The sequence below is a fragment of the uncultured Alsobacter sp. genome (genome assembly GCF_945952055.1).
GTDB lineage: Bacteria > Pseudomonadota > Alphaproteobacteria > Rhizobiales > Beijerinckiaceae > Alsobacter.
The window spans coordinates 40,052-58,349 of record NZ_CAMFHB010000040.1 but is presented as its reverse complement, the minus strand read 5'-3'; the positions used below and the strand labels follow the sequence as shown (position 1 = coordinate 58,349).

Here is an 18,298-nt window from a genome sequence, read left to right as displayed (position 1 = left end):
CCTGCAGGGGAGGGTGGATCGCGCGAAGCGCGAGACGGGTGGGGACGGTGCGGCAAGACTTAGCATCACCAAAAAGGGCCGGCCTCGACACGTCCGCCTCGTTCTGCGCCGCGGTCCCCACCCGTCAGCCGCTTTGCGGCTGCCACCCTCCCCTGCAGGGGAGGGAGTGCGCCCTTTCTTCCGGCTCGGCAGCAGATGTGTCGCGGCGACAACGGGGAGAGAGGCACCCACGCCGGCGGCGCCAGTCGGGTATGGCTGGACACGGCTCCCCGGCGGGGTTTCACTGGCCGGCCACCGGGCTTCGCGCTTCGAACCCCCGAACGCCGGCCAGCGGACGCCGGGCCCTCGCCGCCGCTTCGCGCGGCGAGGTGTCTGAACCGCCCATGGCGCCACCCCCGAACGAGCCTGCCCGATGATCGAGCCAGACCTTGACATCGCGGACGTCGTGGCCTGGCGCCGCGACATTCATGCCCATCCCGAACTGCAGTTCGAGGTGCACCGGACGGCCGGCCTCGTGGCCGACAGGCTGCGGGAGTTCGGCTGCGACGCGGTGGTCACCGGCATCGGCCGCACCGGCGTCGTCGGCGTCATCCATGGCCGGGCGCGCGGCAGCGGCAGGGTCGTCGGCCTGCGGGCGGACATGGACGCCCTGCCCATCGCGGAGGAGACGGGCGCGCCCTGGGCGTCCACGATCCCGGGGGTGATGCATGCCTGCGGGCACGACGGGCACACCGCCATGCTGCTCGGCGCCGCCCGCGCCCTGGCCCGGACCCGCGCCTTCGACGGCAGCGCCGTCGTGATCTTCCAGCCGGCCGAGGAAGGCGGCGGGGGCGGCAAGGCGATGGTCGAGGACGGGCTGATGGAGCGCTTCGGGATCGACGAGGTCTACGCCCTCCACACCGAGCCGGGCCTGCCGGTCGGCGCCTTCGCCACGGCCAGCGGCCCGCTCGCCGCCTCGGCCGACGGCTTCCGGATCCGGATCGAGGGGAAGGGCGCGCACGGGGCCTCGCCCCACGCCAGCGTGGATCCGCTCGTCGTCGGGGCCAACGTGGTGCTGGCCCTGCAGACCATCGTGTCCCGCAACGTCCATCCCCGGCAGTGCGCCGTCGTGACGGTCGGCTGGATGAGCGGCGGCAAGGCGGGCAACGTCATCCCCCAGGTCGCCGAAATGGGCGGCACGACGCGCACCTTCGATCCGGCCACGCGCGAGCTCATCGAGAGGCGCATCGCCGACATCGCCACCCATGTCGCGCAGGCTTACGGCGCCACGGCCACGGTGACCTACAAGCGGCTGTTTCCGCCCACGGTGAACCATGCACGCGAGACGCGGTTCGCGGTCGAGGCGGCGCGCGCGCTGGTCGGCCACGACAGGGTCGACGACGCGATGGAGCCGCTGATGGGCTCGGAGGATTTTGCCTTCATGCTGGAGGCCAGGCCCGGCGCCATCCTGCTCATCGGCAACGGCGAGGGGCCGTCCGTCCACGAGGCCCGGTACGATTTCAACGACGCCGCCATCCCCTACGGCGTGGCCTTCTTCAAGGCCCTCGTGGAGCGGCGGCTGCCGTTGGCGTGAACGGCCCAGCGGCCTGCCTCAGCGCATGCGCCCCTGCCACTGCATGGGCCGCCCGCCACGCCGGTTGCGCCAGCGCAGCCACAGCGCGTTGGCGGCCACCGCGCCCGCGGCGATCACCAGCGAGCCGATCGCCCAGGTCACCACCACCACACCCTCGCCGAGGCTGCCGAAGGTGGCGGCGCCCCAGGAGAGCCATTCCACGGTCTCGGGGTGGCCGGTGAGCCAGTCGGCGTTGCGGGCGCCCGTCTGTCCGGCCCAGCCGATGAGGCTGTGGGCCCCCCAGGAGAAGAGCGACCAGAGGCCGAAGACGGCGGCGGCCAGGAGCCAGATGACGACCTTCATGGCCGCCTCCCGTGCCGGTGCGGGCCGTCCCGCCTGTCCAGGCCCTCCACAGCGTCGAGATGTTGGCGCAGGAGCGCCATGTTGCGCAGGTTGGCCTTGTAGAACACGTCGCTGAGCCAGCCCACCACGGGCACGGCGCTGATGGCGAAGTCGATGCCGACATTGGCGGCCATGCGCACCAGCATGCCGGTGGGCGCGCCGAGGCGGCGGGCCTCCCAGATCAAGTAGGCGGAGAGGCCCTGGGCCGCGAGGGTGCCGAGCCCCGGAACGAGGTTGAGCATCGCGTCGGCGCCGAAGCGGATGTTGGTGCCCGGCACGCGCAGCGCGCTGTCGAGCAGCCGCGCCAGGGCCTCGAGGCGGACGCGCGCCTCCCGCGCCTCGCGGAGAGGGTCCCGCCCGGCCCGGGCCGTCCAGGCCGCGGCGCGAGAGGGATGCGCGTGAGAGGGGTGAATGTGGGCGGTGGTCGCTTGCATCGCAGTCTCCCAAGATCGGAGCGCGCGGGCGCGCTCGTCAGGTGAGAGAGTCCGACATCGCCGTCCATGGGGGACGACCAGAGGGGCCCGGACCCCCGATGCCCATCAGATCGCGAGGGCAGGGCGGGTTTTCAAGCGAAGGCGGGGCGGCCTGCGACATCCGCCCGCGCCCCGCACGGGGGTCTCTTGACGGTTGGCCCGGGCGCCCCCACCTCAACCGTGACCCGTGGTCCGGGCCCCTCTGGCGAGCGCAGCCGGTGCTCTCGCGATGTCGGACCGCTTCTTCGACATCGTTCACCGGCATGACGGGAGAGGGCATCATGACCCCCAACGCCATCGATACGTTCACCAGCCCGGACGCCCTGCTGCTCGACCATGACAGCCGCGCCGGCGTCGTCGCCCTGCGCAACGTGCTGCTCGGCCTGTGGGCCGCCGGCCGGATGGGGCTCTCGGAGGAGCAGGCCGAGGACTACGCGTGGAGCGTCCACTTCGCCGATTTCGACGCGCCCGGCCACGACGACGTGGTGGGCAAGGTGGTGGCGGACCTGCAGGCCCACGGCCTGCGCGTCACCGACGCCGCGGTTCGGCGCGAGCTCCGGGAGTTCGAGCAGCGCGCCGCGCTGCAACTCGGCTCCGACCCGCGCTGATCGCCCGACGCGGCCTTGCAAGGACCTGACGATGCAAAGTGAGACCAAGATCCCGGAGAGCAAGACGCCGCCGCCGCCTCTCGCCGGCTGGTGCCCCGAGGACGACACGCGCGACAACGTCGTGGCCCGCCGCAACGTGCTGGCCGCGCTTTGGGCCGGCCAGCTCATGGGGCTGGAAGGGGCGGCACTCACCGCCTACGCGGTGGAGGTGCACCTGGCCGACTTCACGGCTCCCGGCGATGCCGACGTGCTCGACAAGCTCGTCGCCGACCTGCACCGCGCGGGCCTGCCGGCGCGCCCCTCCGAGATCCGCGCCCGGCTGAGCGCCTTCCACCGCGAGGCGCTCCTGCAGACGCACGCCACCGACTGACGCGCGACGGGAGACACGCCCATGCAGGACATCGTCGCCGCCCTCGTCTCGTTCTTCCTCATCCAGCCGCTGCAGGCGGAGATGGCCGAGACGCTCGCCACCATGCGCGCGCCCAGCGCCGTCGTCGCCCAGGTGGCGGCCTGCGCCCAGGAAGCCGCCCCCGCCGTCGCCCGTCGGGCCATGGCCGATCCGCTCTGGGCGGCCGGCACCGTGGTGTCCGTCTGGATCGGCCAGGCCCAGCCCGAGGCGCTCCTCGTCGAGGTCGTCCCCGGCTGCGCCCCCGCCGTCACCGCCGCCCGCCCGTTCCTGCGCGGCGACGAGGTCTGACCGGCGAAGGGGGCGCGCACGCGCGGACTAGACGCAGCCGCAAATTGAGGTGTTAATGACCCCATAGCGGGAGTTGCACTCATGAAGACGTGGCTGGCCTTCGCATCGGTTGCCTTGGTCGCCACCCTGGGCGCCGCGTCCCCGTCCGCAGCCCAGCAAGGGTGCAAGCCGACCGCGCTGTCGTGCTCGCAACTGAACGCGAGCTGCGAAAAGACCTGCAGGGCGCAGGGCAAGTCGGACGCCTGCATCGCGCAGTATTGCTCGACCAACCTCGTGGCCTGCAAGGCCAACGGCGTGTGGAAGTCCACGTCCTCGGCTTCAGCCTGCTGGACGACGACCAAGCGGTCTTGAGAGCCTCCTCAGAACCAGACGTCCTTCACCGCCCGGCCATCGCGCGGGACCAGGTCGTCGAAGGTGTGCAGCCCGTCGAACTGTAGCAGCGGCACGTCGGCGACCGCCTCGGGCTCGGCCAGGCGGAGGTTCACGGCGATGCGGGTCTGGCCCTGCGCGTTGGGGGAGAGGCCACGCCAGGTGACGAGGTTGCCGCACCGGCCGCAGAAGTTGAAGCTGAGCGGCGAAACGTCGCGGCGCTTGTAGGCGGTCAGGACGCCCTGCGGGTCCTCCACCGCGATCTCCTCGCCGTCATGGCCGTACGCCCACAGCACGCCATAGCGGCGGCAGGCCGTGCAATTGCAGATCGTGGCGTCGGGGATGGGGCCGCGGAAGCGCCAACGCACCGCCCCGCACAGGCACTGTCCGGTCGTGTCCTGGTCCGCCATGGAAACCTCCCCGGTTCCGGGACAGAATGACCGCGCCTGCGCCGGCGGCACAAGGCCCGATCGCGGCGCTGGCGGACCCCGCGGCCAAGGCCAGGCAAGGCGCCCCTCGTCCACATATTCCGGTTTTGACTCCCCTCAACGAACCTGCACAGTTCGGTCAATCCCGGAGCACACGTGTTGGCTGCGTCAGACCGAGTCGAGAGCACCGCCGCCAAGCGCCCCTGGTATCTCGACGTCGGATCGGGGCTCGCGGTCGCGACCGTCAGCGTGCCGGCCGCCATCGCGGCGGGGGTGCTGTGCTTCTCGGCGGTCGGCCCGGGCTACTGGCTGGCCGGCGCGGTGTTCGGGCTGATGTCGGCGGCCATCTCCGCGCTGCTCTCGAGCTTCGCGTTCCGGTCGAGCACCGTGGTCGGGCCGGTCTCGACCGTGTGCGTCACGCAGGCCATCCTCATCGCCTCCCTCGCGAGCCATCCGCTCCTGGAGGGCGATCCCGGGCGGGTCGTGGCGCTGATGACGGCCTCCGTCCTGCTCACGGGCCTCGTGCAGCTCGCACTGGCGGCGCTCAAGGTCGGCAGCATCATCGAGTTCACGCCCTATCCCGTGGTGGCGGGCTTCCTCAACGGGGTCGCCTTCCTCACCATCGGCTCGCAGGTGCTCTTCGTGCTGCACCGGACCTCGTGGGCCGAGCTGGTCTCGCACCCGCCGGCGGGGCCGGGCGAGTGGGCTCCGCTCGCGTTCCTGGCGGTGTTCACCCTGCTGGGGCTCACGGTGCCCCGGCGCCTGCCCGGCCTGCCGGCACCGGCCGTCAACTTCGCCATTGGCCTCGCCCTCTACTACGCGGCGCTGGCGGTGGTGCCGGAGACCTGGCTCGGGCCCCGGCTCACGGTGGCCCGCGGCACGCTGGACGCTGCGCTCACCACACCGTCCGAGGTGCTGGCCGCGGTGTCGGGCCTGCCGAGTCTGCTGCTCTGGCAGGTCGCCCTCGCCGCGCTCACCGTCGCGGCCATCGGCATCGTCGAGATGAGCATGACCGCGCGCATGGTGGAGAACGCCTCGCAGCAGCGGCTCGACAAGCACCGGCAGCTCACCTGGCTCGGCCTCACCAACCTTCTCTCCGCCCCCATGGGCGTGCCCTCCAGCGGCAGCGTCTCGCAAACCGCCGCGCGCTGGCACTCGGGCGGCGTCGGGCCGCTGGGCGATCTCGTCCGCGGCGCGGTGCTGGTGCTCATCGCCACCATCGGCATCCGGCTGCTCGACTACGTGCCGGTGATCGTCGTCTGCGGGCAACTCGTGCTCGTCGGCATCGGCATCTTCGATGCCTGGAGCGCGCGGCAGGTGCTGCGCATGACGCGCGCCTCCAACCGGGCCTCGCGACACGTGGGGCGGCGCAGCCTCGCCGTCATCGCGATCGTCATGGTCGCCACCGCCTCCGGCCACATCGTGCTGGGCGCCGCGCTCGGCATCGCCGCTGCGTGCTGGATCTTCATCGCCGACACGGTGAGCCCGCTCATCCGGGCCCGGCTGACGGGGGACGCGGCCCGGTCCCGCAAGGCCCGGCCGCTCGACGACCTCGCCGTGCTGCGCGCGCACCCGCGCGAGACGGTGGTGCTGGTGCTGCAGGGGCCCGTGTTCTTCGGCAATGCGGTCGAGCTCACCCGCGAGGTGGCCCGCCTCGACGCCGCGACCCGGATCGTGATGCTGGACCTGCGGCGCGTCACCTCCATCGACGTCTCGGCCATCGCCACCATCGGCGCCCTGGCGCGGCAGGCCCGCCGCGCTGCGCGCCTCGTCGCCATCTGCGGCGTGCCCTCCAGCCTCGCCTTCATGGTGGACGAGCTGCGCAACACCGACACCGCCCACCAGATCCTCGTGTTCGCCGACCGCGAGGCGGGCCTGGAATGGGCCGAGGACCTCGTGCTGGCCCGCAGCGCCGGCCTCGTGAAGGCCGACCTGCCGCGCCCGCTCGGCGAGGCGGACGTGACGCGCGGCTTCGCCCCCGACCAGCTCGAGCGCTTCCGCCAGCGGCTCACTCCGCTCGACCTCGCCCGCGGCGCGTTCCTGTGCCGCGAGGGCGACGAGGGCGACACCATCTGGATCCTCGTCCAGGGGTCGGTCAGCATCCGCGTGACGGCCGGGGAGGCGCGCGACGCCATCCGCGTCGGCAGCTTCGCCGCCGGCACCACGGTGGGCGAGATCGCCTTCCTGCAGGGCTCCCGCCGCACCGCCTCCATCGTCGCCGACGAGCCGCTCGCCTGCTTCAGCCTCTCGCGGGCCGCGTTCGAGCGCATGAGCCAGGAAGACCCGCTCATCGCCGCCCTGTTCTACAGGAACGTGGCCGGCGTGCTGGCCGAGCGGCTGGCCGTGACGACGGACCAGGTGCGGGCGAACGAAAGCGCGTGAGCGCCGAGTTGCCATGACCACGCGGCACGGATGCCGAGCGTTCGGACAGTCGAGGCGGGTTCGATCCGTAAGGGAATTCGCACGCTGCGCATTGCCCGATCCGTCCCGTGCTCACCGGGCAATGCGCAGCGTGCTGATCACTCCCGCCGTGAGCGCCAGGACGGCGGCCAGGGCCAGGCCCACCCGCGGGGCGATCTCGTCGGCCAGGACGGTGAACATCACGGCCATCACCAGCGCGCCGATCGTCTGGCCGGCGAGGCGGGCGGTGCTCTGCATGCCGCCGGCGGCGCCGGCGCGCTCGCGCGGGGCGGTGAGCATCATGTTGCGGTTGTTGGGGGTCTGGAACAGGCCGAAGCCGGCGCCGCTCAGCACCAGGAAGGGCACCAGCGGCAGGATACTGCCGCCGGCGAGCGGCCAGGCCGCGGCGAGCGCCAGGCCGGTGGCCAGCGTCGTCCCGCCGATCGCCGAGAGCACGCCCGTCGGCACCCGGTTGGAGAGACGCCCGGCCAGCGGGCCGCACAGCGCCACCGTCACGGGCCAGGGCGTCATGGCGAGGCCCGTGGTGAAGGCGTCCTGCCCCAGGTCGTGCATCAGGTAGAAGGGCAGGGCGACGTAGCTCATCATCTGCGCGCTGAAGCACGACACGGACGCGATGACCGAGATGCGGAACGGGCGCAGGCGCAGGAGATCGAGCGGGAAGAGCGGGGCCTCGCGCGGCATTTCCCGGCGCACGAGCGCCACGAGGCAGGCGATCCCGGCCGCGATCAGGCCCAGTGCCGGCAAGGCGCGCGACGAGAGCAGGTCGACGCCGAGCACGATCGAGCCGAACATCCCCGCGTTCAGGAGCACGCTGACGACGTCGAGCCGGCGCCTCGTGCCGCCCGCCTCGGGCAGGAAGCGCGTGCCCGCCAGCACCATGAGGCCGATGGGAATGTTGACGGCGAACAGCCACGGCCAACTCGCCACCGACAGGATGCCCGCGCCGATGGTCGGGCCGGCGGCCGAGGACAGGCCCACCACCATGGCGTTCCAGCCGATGGCCATGCCGTAGATGCGCTGCGGATAGGTGAAGCGCAGCAGTGCCGCCGTCGTCGCCATGATCGCGGCGCCGCCGAAGCCCTGCACGAAGCGCCCCAGCGCGAGCCAGCCGAGGGAGGGCGCCAGCGCGCATCCCGCCGACGCGGCCAGGAACAGCATCAGCCCCGCCGTGAACACCCGGCGGTAGCCCAGGCTCTCCCCCAGCGCCGCCAGCGGCAGCAGTGCCATGACCAGGGCGAGCTGGTAAGCCGTGACGATCCAGATCGCCGCGGCCGGCGAGACCGAGAACACGGACGACAGCGTCGGCAGCGCCACGTTGGCGATGGCCCCGTCCAGCACCGCCAGTGCGATGGCCGACAGCAGCGTGGCGATGGCGAAGCTGCGCTGTGGCTGGGGCAGGCCGTCGGACACGGAGTCGCTCGTCACACCGCTTCGCCCTTCACATGCGCCCCACGCACAAACCCCCTCATCCTGCGCGCCCGCCGGAGGCGGCTGCTCAGAGCTTGTGACCCTTCCGGTGGTCCAGCGAGCACCTCCCTCTCCGCGTCATGGCCGGGCTTGGCCCGGCCACCCACGACTGACGCGTGGCCCCGGCAAAGTCGTGGATGCCCGGGCCAGGCCCGGGCAGGACGGCGGATAGGTGGTCGCGCGCTGGAAAAGTCAGATTCAACGCCGCACCGGAGATTGTTTCACGCCCTCCCAGGATCACCACGTCAAAGTAACTGGCGCCGGGAAGGTCCCATGGTGCTGCGGCGTAACGACCCACGGGGGCTCGCGCCGCGCGCGCTCACAGCCTCCAGAGCTGCACGCCGTCCGGCTGGCTGGCGCGGTCCAGCACGCCCTTTACGTCCATCACCACGCCCTGGCCGCCCTTGAGGAGGCCGGTCACGAGGCCCCAGCCGCCCTTGGCGTAGTCCTCGTGCGAGACGGCGAGCACCACGGCGTCGGCCGGGCGGAGCGCCTCGAAGGGCTCCAGCGTCACGCCGTATTCTTGCTTGGCCTCGGCCGTGTCGGCCATCGGGTCGTGGATCTGCACCGTGAGGCCGAAGCTCTGCAGCTCGTTGATGATGTCGATGACCTTGGAGTTGCGCGTGTCGGGCACGTTCTCCTTGAAGGTCAGGCCCAGCACCGTGACGGTGGGGTTGGCCCGGCCGGAGGAGAGCAGCAGGCGGATGCATTCGCGGGCGATGCGCGGGCCGACGCCGTCGTTGACGCGGCGGCCGGCGAGGATCACCTCGGGGTGGCAGCCGGCCTTCTCGGCCCGGTAGGTGAGATAGTAGGGGTCCACGCCGATGCAGTGGCCGCCCACGAGGCCGGGCGTGAAGGGCAGGAAGTTCCACTTGGTCTTGGCGGCGGCCAGCACGTCGCCGGTGTCGATGCCGAGCTCGCGGAAGATGATCGACAGCTCGTTCATGAAGGCGATGTTGAGGTCGCGCTGGGTGTTCTCGATCACCTTGGCCGCTTCGGCCACCTTGATCGAGGGGGCCTTGTGGATGCCGGCCTTCACCACCGAGCCGTAGACGGCGGCGACCGTCTCCAGCGTCGCCGCGTCCTGGCCCGAGACGACCTTCAGGATCGTCTCGAAGCGGTGGGTGAGGTCGCCGGGGTTGATGCGCTCGGGCGAGTAGCCGACGTGGAAATCCTTGCCGCAGGAGAGACCGGACACCTTTTCGAGAACCGGGACGCAGTCTTCCTCGGTGGCGCCGGGATAGACGGTCGACTCGTAGACCACGATGTCGCCCTTCTTCAGCGCGGCACCCACCGTGTGCGACGCCTTGATCACCGCGCCCAGGTCGGGCCGGCGGGCGGCGTCGATCGGGGTGGGCACGGTGACGATGAAGAAGTCGGCGTCCTTCAGGTCGGCCGTGTCGGCCGAAAACTGCAGGCCCTGCGCCTTCAGGCGGGGCTCCTCGACCTCGCGGGTGCGGTCGTGCCCGTCGCGCAGCTCCGCGATGCGGCCCCGGTCGATGTCGAACCCGATGACCCGGGATCCGGCCTCGGCGAAAGCGACGGCGACCGGAAGGCCCACGTAACCAAGACCGATGACTGCGATGCGGCGACCGTGCGACATGGTGTGTTCCCTTCGTGCGGCCCGTCCATAGACGCTCAGGCCTGTCGCGGCAATCCCGCCGGGGATCTCAGCGCTTCGCCAACCGCAGATAGAGGTCCGCGGTCTGCCGGCCGATGGCCTTGGCGGAGAACACCTCCTCGGTGAGCCGCCGCCCGCCTTGGGCCAGGGCGCGGCGCTGCGCCGCGTCGAGCATCAGGGTGCGCAGGGCGTCGGCCAGCGCCGGCGCGTCGTCGGCCGGCACCAGCAGCCCGGACACGCCGGGCCGGGCCACGTCGCGGCAGCCCGGCACGTCGGTCGCCACCAGGGCGCGGCCGCAGGCGGCGGCCTCCAGCAACGCCTTGGGCAGCCCCTCGCGCCGGGAGGGCAGGGCGGCCACGTGGCAGCGGGCCCACAGCCCGACGATGTCGCTCACATGGCCGAGCAGGGTCACGCCGGCCTGCTTGCGCCAGGCCGCCAGGTCCTCCTCGTCCATCGAGGCCGGGTTGGAGGGGTCCGGCGTGCCGGCCACGAGAAGCGCGGCGTCGTGGCCCTCGCGCCGCAGGATGGCGTGGGCGGCCACCAGCGGCTGGATGCCCTTATCCTCCAGCAGGCGGCCGGCGAAGCCGATGGTGAAGGGACCTTCGGGCTCGGGGAGGGGGCGCAGGAGGTCGGTGTCGACGCCGGAGCCGGGGATCAGGTCGAGCCGTTCCGGCCGGACGCCGAGCCCGCGCAGCGCCGCCCGGTCGTCCTCGTTCTGCACCACGGTCACCGCGGTCCGGCGGTTGAACAGCCAGCGGATGGCGGCGCCCAGCCCCTGGCGCACCAGGGCGGCCCGCAGGCCGCGGGCGATGAAGCCCCAGCCCAGGCCCGCCACGGAGTTGACGGTCGGGATGCCGAGCCCGGTGGAGGCGATCGAGCCGATCGCCGCCGGCTTGAGCGCCACCTGGTGCACCAGCGCCGGCTTCAGGCTGCGGTAGAGCGCCCGCACCGCGGCCGTCTCCCGCAGCAGCGTGCCCGGACCCCGGCTCTCGCGCGCCCAGGGCAGCGGATGCAGGGCGAAGCCCTCGGCCTCGATGGGGGCCCGGTGCTTGTCCACCCGGCAGGCAACGTGGACCGCGAAGCCCGCGTCGCGCGCGGCGCGCGCCATGGGGAGGCGGTGGGACACGAAGTACCAATCCTCGGTGACGAGGTAGAGCAGGACGGGCGTGCTCATGACCAGGCGGCCCCCCACTGGCGGCGCCAGGCCAGCAGCATCAGCAGCGCCCACACCCGGTGGGCGTGGTCGGCGCGCCCGTCCATGTGCGCCTGAACGGCCGGCACCAGCCGCCCCCAGTCGAGCGCCTCGGGCGCGTCGGCCCGTTCGCCCTCCACGAGATCGAGGGCCCAGGCGCGCAGCGGGCCCCGCAGCCAGTCGCCCAGCGGGATCCCGAACCCGGTCTTCGGCCGTTCGAAAAGGGCCGGCGGCACGTGCCGGGCCAGGATGTCGCGCAGGATCACCTTGCCCGTCGTGCCCTGCACCAGGGCGGCGTCCGGCAGCGTCCAGAAATGCTCGACGACCCGGTGGTCGAGGAGCGGGCAGCGCGCTTCCAGCGCCTCCGCCATGCTGGCCCGGTCGACCTTGGTGAGGATGTCGTCGGGCAGGTAGGTGGCCATGTCGAGGAGCCGCAGCAGCCCGAGCAGCGTGAGCCCGGCACCCTCGGCCGCATCGTCGATGGGCGAAGGCAGGGCGGGCGAGGCCACGATGGCCTCGGCCTCGCTCCAGAGCGTGACCAGCCGCGCATAGACGCCGCGCGCGTCGCGCTGGCCGAGGATCGAGGCCGCCTTGCGCAACTGCTCCGGCCGGTTGCCGGGCCGGCCGCCGCCGGGAAGCAGGCCGGCGAGCGCCTCGATCGCTCCGGGCGGCAGGGCCTGCAGGGTTCCCGCCAGCAGCCGCCGCAGTGGCAGCGGGACCATGGCGAGCCGCGGCCACCAGTGGGCGATCATCGCGTGGCGGCGGTAGCCGCCGGCGATCTCGTCGCCCCCGTCGCCCGACAGCGCCACCGTGACCTCGCCACGCGCCAGCCGCGCCACCAGGTGGGTCGGGATCTGGGAGGAGTCGGCGAAGGGTTCGTCGAACATCGTCGGCAGAGCGGGGATCACGGCCAGCGCGTCGGCCGCGGTGACCGGCAGGGTGGTGTGCCGCGTGCCGAGATGCGCCGCGATCCGCGCCGCATAGGGCGCTTCGTCGTAGCGGGGATCGTCGAAGCCGATCGAGAAGGTGCGGGCGCCGCCGGGTGCGTGGCGCTGCATGAGCGCGACTACGAGCGAGGAATCGATGCCGCCCGACAGGAAGGCGCCGACCGGCACGTCGGAGACGAGGCGCTCGCGCACTGCCCGGTCGATCTCCGCCTCCGCCGCGTCCGCCAGGACCACCCGGTCGCCCGTGGCGGGCCGGGCCTGCCCGCGCGCGGCCACCGCGGCGAGATCCCAGTAGGTCTCGACCGTGACACGACCGTCGGCGCCGTGGCGCTCCAGGGTGCCGGGGGCGACCTTGCGCACGCCATGCAGGATGCCGGCCGTTCCCGGCACGTGGCCGAAGCGCAGGTAGGACGCCAGCGCGCCGCGGTCGATGCGCCGCGCGAGGCCCGGATGGGCCATGAGGGCCTTCAGCTCGGAGCCGAACAGCAGCGTGCCGCCGGCTTCGCCGACATGGAGCGGCTTCTTGCCGAGGCGGTCGCGCACCAGGGTCAGGCTGCGCTCCTCGCGGTCCCACAGGCCCATGGCGAACATGCCGGCGGTGTGGGCTAGCGTGGCTCGCAGACCCCAGCGCTCGACCCCGGCCAGGAAGACCTCGGTGTCGGACGTGCCGCGGAACGTGCAGCCGGCGGCCGCGAGGTCCGCCCGCAGTTCCGCCACGTTGTAGATCTCGCCGTTGTAGGTCAGCACGAAGCGGCCGGACGTGCTCGCCATGGGCTGCGCGCCCAGCGGCGACAGGTCCTGGATGGCGAGCCGCAGGTGGCCCAGGCCGATGCCGGCGGCCAGATCGCTCCAGGCGCCTTCGCCGTCCGGCCCGCGATGGCGGATCGCCGCCGTCATCGCCGCCAGACGCGCGTCCACGTCCTCGCGCCGGTCGGCCGATCGGTCCCAAAGGCCGGCTACTCCGCACATGCAGTCCTGGCTCCGGCGCCGCGCAGGATGGCGGCACACGCTCGTAACGGTCCCGCCGGACCGGATCAACCGGCGCGGAACCACCAGGGCCACCTTGACGACGGTCCCCGGGAGCGCGCTCAATCGGGAACCGTCGCTCGGCGACCCAAAATGCCAAGTCTTTCAAGGTCCGGGAGGATGCCATGACACCCACCACCGTCCTCCATCTCGGGCTCGGCTCGTTTCACCGGGCCCACCAGGCCGTCTACCTGCAGCGCCTGCACGAGGCCGGGGACCGGACTTGGTCCATCGTCGGCGGCAACATCCGGCCGGACATGGAGGCGGTGGTCGAGGCTCTCGCGGCCCAGGACTGCCGCTACACGGTGGAGACCGTGAGCACGGCCGGCGAGCGGACCTACACGCAGGTGGGCGCCATCGGGCGGGTCGTGCCGTGGAGCGAGGACCTCGCCGGGTTGGTGGCGGCGGGCGCCGATCCCGCCACCCGCATCATCTCCTTCACGGTGACCGAGGCGGGCTACTACCTGGACCCCGCCAACGCGCCGGATCCGAGCTTCCCGGACCTCGCCGCCGACATCGAGGCCGTCCGCGCCGGGCGCCCCGTGCGCACGCTCTATGGGGCGCTGACGCTGATCCTGCGGGCGCGGCGGGCGGCCCAGGCGGGCCCGGTCACGCTGCTGTGCTGCGACAACCTGCGCCACAACGGCGACCGGTCGCGCAAGGGCTTCCTGGGGTTCCTCGACCTCGTGGGGGACGGGGCGCTGAAAGCGTGGGTGGAGGCCCACACCACCTCCCCCAACGCCATGGTGGACCGCATCACGCCGCGCCCCACGCCGGCCGTGCGCGACAGCGTCCGCGCCGCCACCGGGCGCGACGATGCCGCGGCCCTGATGGCCGAGGACTTCCTGCAATGGGTGATCGAGGATCGCTTCGCCGCCGGCCGTCCTGCCTTCGAGCGCGTCGGCGTGGAGATGGTTTCCTCGGTGGATCCCTACGAGGAGGCCAAGATCCGCATCCTCAACGCCTCGCACTCGGCCATCGCGTGGGCGGGCAGCCTGAAGGGCTACCGATACATCCACGAGGGTACGCTCGACGAGGAGATCCGTGGGATCGCGCAAGCCTACGTGACCGACGACGTGATCCCCTGCCTCACGCCGAGCCCCCTCGACCTCGCCGCCTATCGCGACACGGTGTTGAGCCGCTTCGCCAACGTGGCGATCGCCGACACCAACCAGCGCGTCGCGGCCGACGGCTTCTCGAAGATCCCCGGATTCATCGCACCGACGATCCGCGAGCGCCTGGCCGCCGGCGGCACCATCGTCGCGGTCGCGGCGCTGCCGGCGCTGTTCCTGGCCTTCCTGGAGCGCTGGGCCGCAGGGGACATTCCCTGGACCTACCAGGACCAGGCCATGGATCCGGCGGTGGCCCGCGCCATCGTCGCCGCTCCCGATCCCGTGGCGGCCCTCGTGGCCGAGCGCCCGTTGTGGGCCGAACTCACCGGCGACCGGCGGCTGGAGAGCGCGATCCGTGCCGCGCGCGCCAGGCTCGCGCCGCTTTCGGCACAGGCGTCGGCCTGAAGGCGGGCACGGGGTGGCGGCGGCGCGGGCCGTTCAAGGTTAACATTCCTTAACCATAATCATTAAGTTTGGCCTTCCGGGTTGCACAACCTTGACGTTCATGGCGTGAACGCGGTACACGCCCGCCATGTCCGGTGCCCATGTCACGCCCTCCACCGAGCGGCCCGACGACCCTGACGACGCCCGCATCATGCTGGGTGTCCTGCAGGCCGTCGAGGCTGGCGAAGTGCGGTCGCAGCGCCACCTCGCGGCCGAACTCGGCATCGCGCTCGGGCTCGCCAACGCCTATGTGAAGCGCTGCATCCGCAAGGGCCTGATGAAGGTCTCCGAAGTGCCGGCGCGGCGCTACGCCTACTACCTTACGCCGCAGGGCTTCGCCGAGAAGTCGCGGCTGACCGCCGAATACCTGTCCTATTCCTTCGGCTTCTTCCGCCAGGCCCGCGCCGGTTGCGCCGCCGTCTTCGTGATCGCGAAGGCCCGCGGCTGGCGCAGGGTCGCCCTCGTCGGCGTCTCCGAAGTGGCGGAGGTCGCGGCGCTGTGCGCGCTGGACGCCGACGTGAAGGTCGCCTTCGTCGTCGATGCCGAGATCGGGGAGCCGCGCTTCGTCGGCATCCAGGTGGTTGCCGACCTCGCGCCCGGCGCGGTGGACGGCGCCATCGTCTGCGCCATCCGCGACACCGGTACCGCCATCGACCGGGCCGTCAGGACGCTGGGCGAGGACCGCGTGCTGGTGCCCCGCCTGCTGTCCCGCAAGCCGGTGGAGGCGCGCGGTGCGTAAGTGCGTGCGGACCGTGACCGTGCTGCCGGCCCCCGTGGGCCCGTGCGCGCGGCAGGCCCGCGGGGCCGGAGCAACCCGGGCCGCCTGACGGCGCCGCACGGGTCCGGCCGCGGACGGTAGCGTTCGCCGCAATGGATGGGCCGCGAGGGCGGCTCACCCAAAGTGCGGTAGCGTGGACAAGCTTAAGCGTAGCAGCCCGCGGTGGCACAACCGGCCGCGATCATTTTGGCCCACCGAGATCAGGGAAACGACCACGTGACGTCATTCGCGCTCATCGGGGCCGCAGGCTACATTGCGCCGCGGCACATGAAGGCCATGAAGGAGACCGGCGGCAACCTGGTCGTGGCCTACGATCCCAACGACTCGGTCGGCATCATCGACAGCCACTTTCCGAACGCGGACTTCTTCGTCGAGTTCGAGCGCTTCGACCGTCACGTCGACAAGCTGCGCCGCCGCGGCGAGAAGATCGACTACGTGGCGATCTGCTCGCCGAACTACCTCCATGACGCCCATTGCCGCTTCGCCCTGCGCGCCGGGGCCGACGTGATCTGCGAGAAGCCGCTGGTGCTCAACCCGTGGAACATCGACGGCCTGGCCGAGATCGAGCGTGACACCAATCGCAAGATCTCGACGATCCTGCAGCTGCGCCTGCATCCGGCCATCATGGCGCTGCGCGAGCGCTTCGCGAACTCCACCAAGCGCCACAAGGTGGAGCTCACCTACTGCACCTCGCGCGGCCGCTGGTACCACGCCTCATGGAAGGGCGAGGACGCCAAGTCCGGCGGCGTCGCCACCAACATCGGCGTGCACTTCTTCGACATGCTGAGCTTCGTGTTCGGGCCGGTCAGCCGCAACGAGGCGCATCTGCGCGAAGGCAGCCGCGCCGCCGGCTTCCTGGAATGCGCCCGCGCCGACGTGAGCTGGTTCCTCTCCGTGGACGCCAACGACCTCCCCGAAAGCGTCCAGGGCAAGAAGACGACCTTCCGCTCCATCACGGTCGATGGCGAGGAGGTGGAGTTCTCGGAAGGCTTCACCGACCTGCACACCCGCAGCTACCAGGAGATCCTGGCGGGCCGCGGCTTCGGCATCGAGGAGGTGCGCCCCTCCATCGAGATCGTGTCGGGCTTCCGCCAGCTGCCGGTGGGCAACGCGCAGGCACCGATCCATCCCTACGTGGCCAAGGTGGCGGGCCGCTGACGGCCCGCGGCCGCGCCCGTCCAGCAAGGATCAGGACCGACCATGAGCGAGATGCGCGAGGACCCGCGGTTCCCCGGGGCGCTGATCCACGTCTCGTCCTACGTGGACGACGGCGCCGTCATCGGCAGGGGCACCAAGATCTGGCACTTCTGCCACATCCTGCCTGGCACGGTGATCGGGCAGGACTGTTCGATCGGCCAGAACGTCATGATCGGCCCGCGCGTCACCGTCGGCAACGGCTGCAAGATCCAGAACAACGTCGCGCTCTATGACGGGGTCGAGCTCTCCGACGACGTGTTCTGCGGCCCAAGCTGCGTCTTCACCAACGTCAACAACCCGCGCGCCCATGTGAGCCGCAAGGACGAGTTCCGCCGCACGCCGGTCGGACGCGGCGCCTCCATCGGCGCCAACGCGACCATCGTCTGCGGCCACGAACTCGGCGCCTACTGCTTCATCGGCGCCGGCGCCGTGGTGACGAAGGACGTTCCCGCCTTCGCCCTCATGGTCGGCAACCCCGCCCGCCGCACCGGCTGGATCAGCCGCAGTGGCGACAAGCTCGGCCCGGATCTCGTCTGTCCGAGGACGGGCGAGCGTTACGGGCTCGCCGGCTCAACCCTCACACTGCAGAGCTAACCCCATGGACATTCGCGGCAAGCGCGTCGTCGTGATCGGCGGCGCGGGTCTCATCGGCTCGCATACCGTCGACCAGTTGGTCGCAACCGACGTCGGCGAGATCGTCATATACGACAACTTCGTCCGGGGCACGCACGAGAACCTGGCCGGGGCCCTGAAGGACCCGCGGGTGAAGATCTTCGAGGCGGGTGGAGACATCACCCAGACCGACATTCTCGACGCGGCGATGAAGGGCGCGGACGCGGTGTTCCACTTCGCCGCGCTCTGGCTCCTGCAGTGCCACGAGTATCCGCGCACGGCGTTCGACGTGAACGTCAAGGGCTTCTTCAACGTGCTCGACGGCTGCGTGAAGGCGGGTGTGAAGCGACTGGTCTGGTCGTCGTCCGCATCCGTCTACGGCGATGCCGTCGAGGAGCCGATGACAGAGGACCACCCCTTCAACAACAAGAACTTCTACGGCGCGACGAAGATCTGCGGCGAAGCGATGGCCCGCGCCTATCACTTCCGCTACGGGCTCGACTACGTGGGCCTGCGCTACATGAACGTCTATGGGCCGCGCCAGGACTACAAGGGCGCCTACATCGCCGTGATCATGAAGATGCTCGATGCGATCGACAGCGGCCAGGGGCCGACGATCCTCGGCGACGGGTCGGAAGCGTTCGATTTCGTGGCGGTCGAGGACTGCGCCCGCGCCAACATCTGCGGCATGAACGCCACGACGACCGACCGTTACTACAACGTGGGGACCGGCAAGCGGACGTCGCTGAAGGAGATCGCGGAGAAGCTGCTCAACCTCACGGGGTCCAACCAGCCGATCAACTACGCCCCGCGCAGCCAGGCGACGCTCGTGCGCAACCGCGTCGGATCGCCGAAGCGGGCCTCCGAGGAGATCGGGTTCACGGCGGCCATCGATCTCGACGACGGGCTCCAGCGCCTGATCGACTGGCGGAAGGCGAACAAGGCGCTGTGA

Annotated in this window: 18 protein-coding genes; 11 read left to right on the top strand and 7 right to left on the bottom strand. The window is 71.5% G+C overall.

Annotation, left to right across the window (positions count from 1 at the left end):
• Positions 1-412 precede the first annotated feature (412 nt).
• Complete coding sequence (locus tag Q0Q47_RS23670) at positions 413-1,573, top strand: M20 aminoacylase family protein (RefSeq protein ID WP_293865762.1); 1,161 nt, start codon at positions 413-415, stop codon at positions 1,571-1,573.
• Between the two features lie 18 nt (positions 1,574-1,591).
• Here the strand turns inward: Q0Q47_RS23670 and Q0Q47_RS23665 are convergent, their stop codons facing one another.
• Positions 1,592-1,915 (bottom strand): hypothetical protein, encoded by a 324-nt coding sequence (locus Q0Q47_RS23665; protein WP_293865759.1) that lies wholly within the window; start codon positions 1,913-1,915, stop codon positions 1,592-1,594.
• Complete coding sequence (locus Q0Q47_RS23660) at positions 1,912-2,388, bottom strand: DUF4112 domain-containing protein (RefSeq protein WP_293865756.1); 477 nt, start codon at positions 2,386-2,388, stop codon at positions 1,912-1,914. Before Q0Q47_RS23660 ends, Q0Q47_RS23665 begins: the two co-directional genes overlap by 4 nt.
• Positions 2,389-2,708: 320 nt before the next feature.
• Here Q0Q47_RS23660 and Q0Q47_RS23655 point away from each other — a divergent pair, with 320 nt between their 5' ends.
• The 4 genes from Q0Q47_RS23655 (at position 2,709) to Q0Q47_RS23640 (ending at position 4,083) form a co-directional block, all read left to right on the top strand.
• The gene (locus tag Q0Q47_RS23655) at positions 2,709-3,035 is read left to right on the top strand and encodes an ATPase inhibitor subunit zeta (RefSeq protein ID WP_293865753.1); all 327 of its coding nucleotides are present in this window, start codon (positions 2,709-2,711) and stop codon (positions 3,033-3,035) included.
• A gap of 31 nt (positions 3,036-3,066) precedes the next feature.
• Positions 3,067-3,405 carry an ATPase inhibitor subunit zeta gene (locus tag Q0Q47_RS23650; RefSeq protein ID WP_293865750.1) on the top strand — a complete coding sequence of 113 codons (339 nt, stop codon included), beginning with the start codon at positions 3,067-3,069 and terminating at the stop codon, positions 3,403-3,405.
• 21 nt (positions 3,406-3,426) lie between these two features.
• Entirely contained in the window at positions 3,427-3,732 is a 306-nt protein-coding gene (locus Q0Q47_RS23645) for a hypothetical protein (protein ID WP_293865747.1), read from the top strand.
• A gap of 81 nt (positions 3,733-3,813) precedes the next feature.
• Positions 3,814-4,083, top strand: a complete 270-nt coding sequence (locus Q0Q47_RS23640) for a hypothetical protein (RefSeq protein WP_293865744.1) — start codon at positions 3,814-3,816, stop codon at positions 4,081-4,083.
• A gap of 8 nt (positions 4,084-4,091) precedes the next feature.
• Here the strand turns inward: Q0Q47_RS23640 and Q0Q47_RS23635 are convergent, their stop codons facing one another.
• Positions 4,092-4,511, bottom strand: coding sequence for a GFA family protein (locus Q0Q47_RS23635; protein ID WP_293865741.1), 420 nt, complete (start codon positions 4,509-4,511; stop codon positions 4,092-4,094).
• A gap of 177 nt (positions 4,512-4,688) precedes the next feature.
• On the opposite strand from Q0Q47_RS23635, the gene Q0Q47_RS23630 reads away from it, so the two are divergent.
• Positions 4,689-6,911, top strand: a complete 2,223-nt coding sequence (locus Q0Q47_RS23630) for a SulP family inorganic anion transporter (RefSeq protein ID WP_293865738.1) — start codon at positions 4,689-4,691, stop codon at positions 6,909-6,911.
• A 111-nt stretch (positions 6,912-7,022) separates the two neighbouring features.
• Here the strand turns inward: Q0Q47_RS23630 and Q0Q47_RS23625 are convergent, their stop codons facing one another.
• The 4 genes from Q0Q47_RS23625 to asnB all read right to left on the bottom strand — a co-directional run bounded on the left by Q0Q47_RS23625 (position 7,023) and on the right by asnB (position 13,146).
• Positions 7,023-8,360, bottom strand: coding sequence for an MFS transporter (locus tag Q0Q47_RS23625; RefSeq protein ID WP_293865736.1), 1,338 nt, complete (start codon positions 8,358-8,360; stop codon positions 7,023-7,025).
• A gap of 376 nt (positions 8,361-8,736) precedes the next feature.
• Positions 8,737-10,020 (bottom strand): nucleotide sugar dehydrogenase, encoded by a 1,284-nt coding sequence (locus tag Q0Q47_RS23620; RefSeq protein ID WP_293865734.1) that lies wholly within the window; start codon positions 10,018-10,020, stop codon positions 8,737-8,739.
• A 67-nt stretch (positions 10,021-10,087) separates the two neighbouring features.
• Positions 10,088-11,212 (bottom strand): glycosyltransferase family 4 protein, encoded by a 1,125-nt coding sequence (locus Q0Q47_RS23615; RefSeq protein WP_293865732.1) that lies wholly within the window; start codon positions 11,210-11,212, stop codon positions 10,088-10,090.
• Positions 11,209-13,146 carry an asparagine synthase (glutamine-hydrolyzing) gene (gene asnB / locus Q0Q47_RS23610; RefSeq protein WP_293865730.1) on the bottom strand — a complete coding sequence of 646 codons (1,938 nt, stop codon included), beginning with the start codon at positions 13,144-13,146 and terminating at the stop codon, positions 11,209-11,211. The genes Q0Q47_RS23615 and asnB overlap by 4 nt, the downstream gene beginning before the upstream one ends.
• 182 nt (positions 13,147-13,328) lie before the next feature.
• Between asnB and dalD the strand changes: the two genes are divergently transcribed.
• The 5 genes from dalD (at position 13,329) to Q0Q47_RS23585 (ending at position 18,298) form a co-directional block, all read left to right on the top strand.
• Entirely contained in the window at positions 13,329-14,720 is a 1,392-nt protein-coding gene (dalD, locus tag Q0Q47_RS23605) for a D-arabinitol 4-dehydrogenase (protein WP_293865728.1), read from the top strand.
• Positions 14,721-14,847: 127 nt separating this feature from the next.
• Positions 14,848-15,498, top strand: coding sequence for a MarR family transcriptional regulator (locus Q0Q47_RS23600; protein ID WP_293865726.1), 651 nt, complete (start codon positions 14,848-14,850; stop codon positions 15,496-15,498).
• Between the two features lie 255 nt (positions 15,499-15,753).
• On the top strand, positions 15,754-16,695 hold the full coding sequence (locus tag Q0Q47_RS23595; RefSeq protein WP_293865724.1) for a Gfo/Idh/MocA family oxidoreductase: 942 nt from the start codon (positions 15,754-15,756) through the stop codon (positions 16,693-16,695).
• Positions 16,696-16,737: 42 nt separating this feature from the next.
• Entirely contained in the window at positions 16,738-17,328 is a 591-nt protein-coding gene (locus tag Q0Q47_RS23590) for an acyltransferase (protein ID WP_293865723.1), read from the top strand.
• A 4-nt stretch (positions 17,329-17,332) separates the two neighbouring features.
• The gene (locus Q0Q47_RS23585) at positions 17,333-18,298 is read left to right on the top strand and encodes an NAD-dependent epimerase/dehydratase family protein (protein ID WP_293865722.1); all 966 of its coding nucleotides are present in this window, start codon (positions 17,333-17,335) and stop codon (positions 18,296-18,298) included.